Source organism: Burkholderia sp. ABCPW 14 (assembly GCF_001523835.1).
Taxonomy (GTDB): Bacteria; Pseudomonadota; Gammaproteobacteria; order Burkholderiales; family Burkholderiaceae; genus Burkholderia; species Burkholderia mayonis.
Map to the genome: position 1 here is coordinate 1 of NZ_LOVS01000104.1, position 3,762 is coordinate 3,762.

Here is a 3,762-nt window from a genome sequence, read left to right on the forward strand (position 1 = left end):
GCAAGACGTCCGGTGGCCGTCGAACGCAACCGCGCGGCCATCAATGCGGACATTCTCGTCGCCCTCCGCGATCACGCAATGATCGTGGCCGTTCATCGGACAGGTGCAGCGATCGCCGACACAGGCCACCGCCCGCCCCATTACGGTCGAGCCCTCGCGGCCGGTTTCGACACGACCGCCGTGCGAAGTCGAGTCGCCAATGCGAATCACGCCGCGCATACAGGCCTCTTATCGGAAAGGACTCACGTCCGGTTGCTTGTGCGTCGGCGGGCTCACCATCACGATCGTCGCCGTGCCGTTCGGTCGCCGATTGATCGTGGCGCTGGCTCCGCCTTCGTTGTAGCTTGCGATCAGGCCGAGTCCGATTTGCACCAACGGCGAACTGATGCCGGTGTTACCGATCCGGTGGCCGATATCGTAGCCTTCCTTCACGTCATCGAGGCTGGGCGAGGACGGATCGCTTTGCGCGAGCGCCTGATTGATCGGCGCTACCCACGCACGGTCGCCCGTCGTGTCGTAGAAGATACGTTTCGGCGTTTCGCCGGCCGGCAGCGTGCCGATTGCCTGTTGCCACCCCGTCTTGAGCGCTTCCGCCTGCTGCGCAGTCTTGAGTGGCTTTCCGTGCGAATCGGTGAGCTTCACGTCGACGGGCCGATGCAGATAGCCGAGCAGCGGCGCGTTGTCGAATTGTTTCACCTGCCACGTCGTCCAGCGCACCGGGATATACGGCGTCGGTTTGAACTCGCCCGGCCCTTTGTTGCTGATCGTCTTCCAGAATTCGGGAAGTTTGGTTTGCCACCATGCGGATGTTACAAAGCCGGCCGACATGGGAGTATCCACTCCGGCGCGCTTTTCTTCCGCCTCGTAATGCGCTGTGAAGCTATCCGGCCCGCGATCCTGGTTGACCTGCCAGAAAAAATTCCACAGCCTCGTGACATCGTAGTCGGTGGTGTTTTTGTTTACATTCTCCGTTTGCTCAACGGCATACGGACGAATCAGACGGTCAACGCGGTCAGAGCGAGACACTAGCATCGCGACCATGCTATCCGGCATTGACGGGATGTTCGACTGCTCGAATGTATCGATGTAGCCGGGCGTTTCGTTGAGCCAGCGTTTCATCGATCCATCGAGCGTGTAGATGACAGCCTCCGGCACATCCGGATGCGAGTCGAAGAACGCAAACAGCTTTTCGACGATGCTGGTTCCGTCGTCCGTATTCGCATCCTCTTGCCATAACAACAGTGTTACCCCCAAGCTCGCCTCTTGCCGAATTCCGTCGAGTGCGGCTCCAGGACGACCGAAACGGCGATCTTTCGGCGGCTCCCAAATGAACACGGGGACTGGCCAATACTCGACGGAATTGCGCGCTCCAAATTTGAAGCTGATCCGAGTCGACAAGCCGAGATCCGTCATCCGCTCGTCCTTGTTTGCCGGATAGTCAGCGGGATTTTGCGACATGTACGTCGAATGATTGTCTGCCTTGGCTTCGATGGCCTTCCAGATCTCTTCATTTGTTTCATTGCCCGTGACGAGTCCGAGACCACGAACTTCCAACACGTAATTCGTACCCGTCCGGGCGAGCAACGCCGGCGCGCCGTTGTTGCCGTGCATCGTCGCTGCGGGCGTATCCAATACAGCAGATGCTGAACTCATAGTTGTCGGCGTCGGCTCATGTGAAGCTCGATGCAGCCAGACGTAGCTCGCCGCGAATGCCGCTGCGACGACACCTAGCGCAACCAATACCCCGTTCCGAATGCTACTCGCCATGCCCGGCATCTCCTGTCCCGTTGCTTGCCAATGGTGATAATGCTGTGTCATCACGAGGAATGTCCAACCTAGCGCGATCAATACGAACACAGCCGCGAACGGCCAGATACGAGGTTTCATAGCGCCTCTTCAATAATCTCATGTTTTGCTCTCAGCCTTCAGTTCGCTGGTCACGAGCGGCGGCATGGTGAGGGGTACATATTTCTCGTCGGGAAATTGGCCACTCTTGTAGTAATCGACGCATGCTTTCACGAACTCGCGCGTATGCTCATCCAAGCGCCCAAAATTCCTGCATTTCTGGATATTTCGATACACATCCGGCGTCATCTTCCAATCCGCCATCAAAAGCAACAACTGCCGCCAGTCCGGATCATCCAACGTCACCGCCTGGCCGATCGCGACATCCATCGCCGTGACCCAGCGATGGTTCTCGGAGCTGAGCAGAACCCCCGAATGATAGTTGTTCGCTTCCAATTGATCGGCATCCGTGCCCATCCGCTTGCGAACTTCGTCCGGCGTTTCCTCGCGTTGGATCACGTACGTCTGATACCGTCCGCCCGTGGCGGCCGCCGAGAGAATCGAGCCGAGCGACTGACTCGGCACGATGCGCCAGTTATGCGACTGCTCGTCGATCGGACGGCCTCGATTGAACGTCTGCCTGTGCGGCTCGATGCTGGCGCCCGGGTCATCCGTCGTGGCGACGTCTTTCCATTGGAACTTCGCGTACTGGTTGCCGAGCGCGACGTTTTTCGTCACGTCATCCGGGCGCATCAGCCCGGCGACATCGGCGTGCCCGGGGCGCTGCCCGCCTTTCTTGACCTCGCCACCGTACAGGTCAGGCTCGTACGGCGGGTTTAGTTGCTCGCCGTTGATGAAGCGAATGTCGTTGCGCTTGAACGACGCCTGTAGCGCCATGTTCTTGCTGGACTCGACCACTGAGCCCAACATCGTGCCGTCCGTGTCGGGTCCCGGGGTCAATCGCTGAACCTGGTCCCGGACCGGTACGCGCGCGGGGGGCGTACCGACAGCGACCTTCGACCGCTTCCCCCTGCCGTCCTGGTCGCGTTCCAGTCGCGTCCACATGCGCTGGAAAAAGCGTTTCGGCGCGAGCGTCGTCATTGCCGGCATCGTTTTGCCCTGCTTGGCTGCCGCGCCATCGGCCGGAACGTCGTCGGGCACGCCGAACGTCCCGATCCCGCGTACCTTATCGAGGCCGACCACGGTGTCTTCGGGGCAGAAGTAAAGATAGACCTTGCCCCGGTTATCGCGTTCGTCGAACGTGATCCAGTTCTTGCCACGCTTGTCCAGGCGCTTTCCCTGCGTCTGGCTCCAGTTCCGTCCAGCTCGTCCGCCCGAGCAAACCGAATCGATCATCAGGTCAGCCAAGTCCGGAAGCGTATGCGGCTCGCTCGTCACCGCGTTGACGATGTCGACCAGCGTCTTGAGTTTCGCGTGCCCGGTTTGCTGGCTGCCGTCCTTCGTGAACTGCAGGCTGTACGGCGTGTCGACCATGACGATGCAGTCGACGCAGCGTTGCCCTTGCTGCTTGAGCATCGCCTGCGCGAGCAGCGTGATGATCGTGCCTTGGCTGTGCCCCATCACCGTGATCGTTTCGTGCTTCGGATCGATTCCGTGCTCCAGCGCGAGAGCGGAGGGCTGGATGGCGCGCATTGTCTTGATGAGGTTCGCCAGGCGAGCCGCGGCAAGCACGAAGTAACGGCGGTCAGGCGAGTTGCCGGCAAATATCGTGTTGCCGGCAAGCGCATTTTGCATCACCACGCGCTCGAGCTTGTCCGGTTCGAAGCCGCGGCTGTACATCTGAGGGATGTTGTTGGTCGCGTTGGCGAAGAACCCGCCCCCCTTGCCGAAATGGGCATCGAGCCGGTTCGCGTGGATGTCCTGATACTGGCCGCGCGTCAGCAGATTGCCGTCGCTGTCCGCCACGCGGCTCTTGACCTCGCCCGGCCTGTTCACCTTCGCGATCTCGTTGTCCGC

3 protein-coding genes are annotated in these 3,762 nt (G+C 60.3%); all 3 read right to left on the bottom strand.

The window, feature by feature from the left end; all coding sequences use genetic code 11:
• A partial coding sequence (locus tag WS62_RS16065) for a PAAR domain-containing protein (protein ID WP_066572497.1) occupies positions 1-219 on the bottom strand: 219 nt, incomplete at its 3' end.
• Between the two features lie 9 nt (positions 220-228).
• A complete protein-coding gene (locus WS62_RS16070; RefSeq protein ID WP_066572495.1) occupies positions 229-1,887 on the bottom strand; it encodes a type VI lipase adapter Tla3 domain-containing protein in 1,659 nt (552 codons plus the stop codon).
• Between the two features lie 18 nt (positions 1,888-1,905).
• Positions 1,906-3,762 (bottom strand): DUF3274 domain-containing protein (locus WS62_RS16075; protein WP_066572496.1); only part of this gene is annotated, 1,857 nt, incomplete at its 5' end.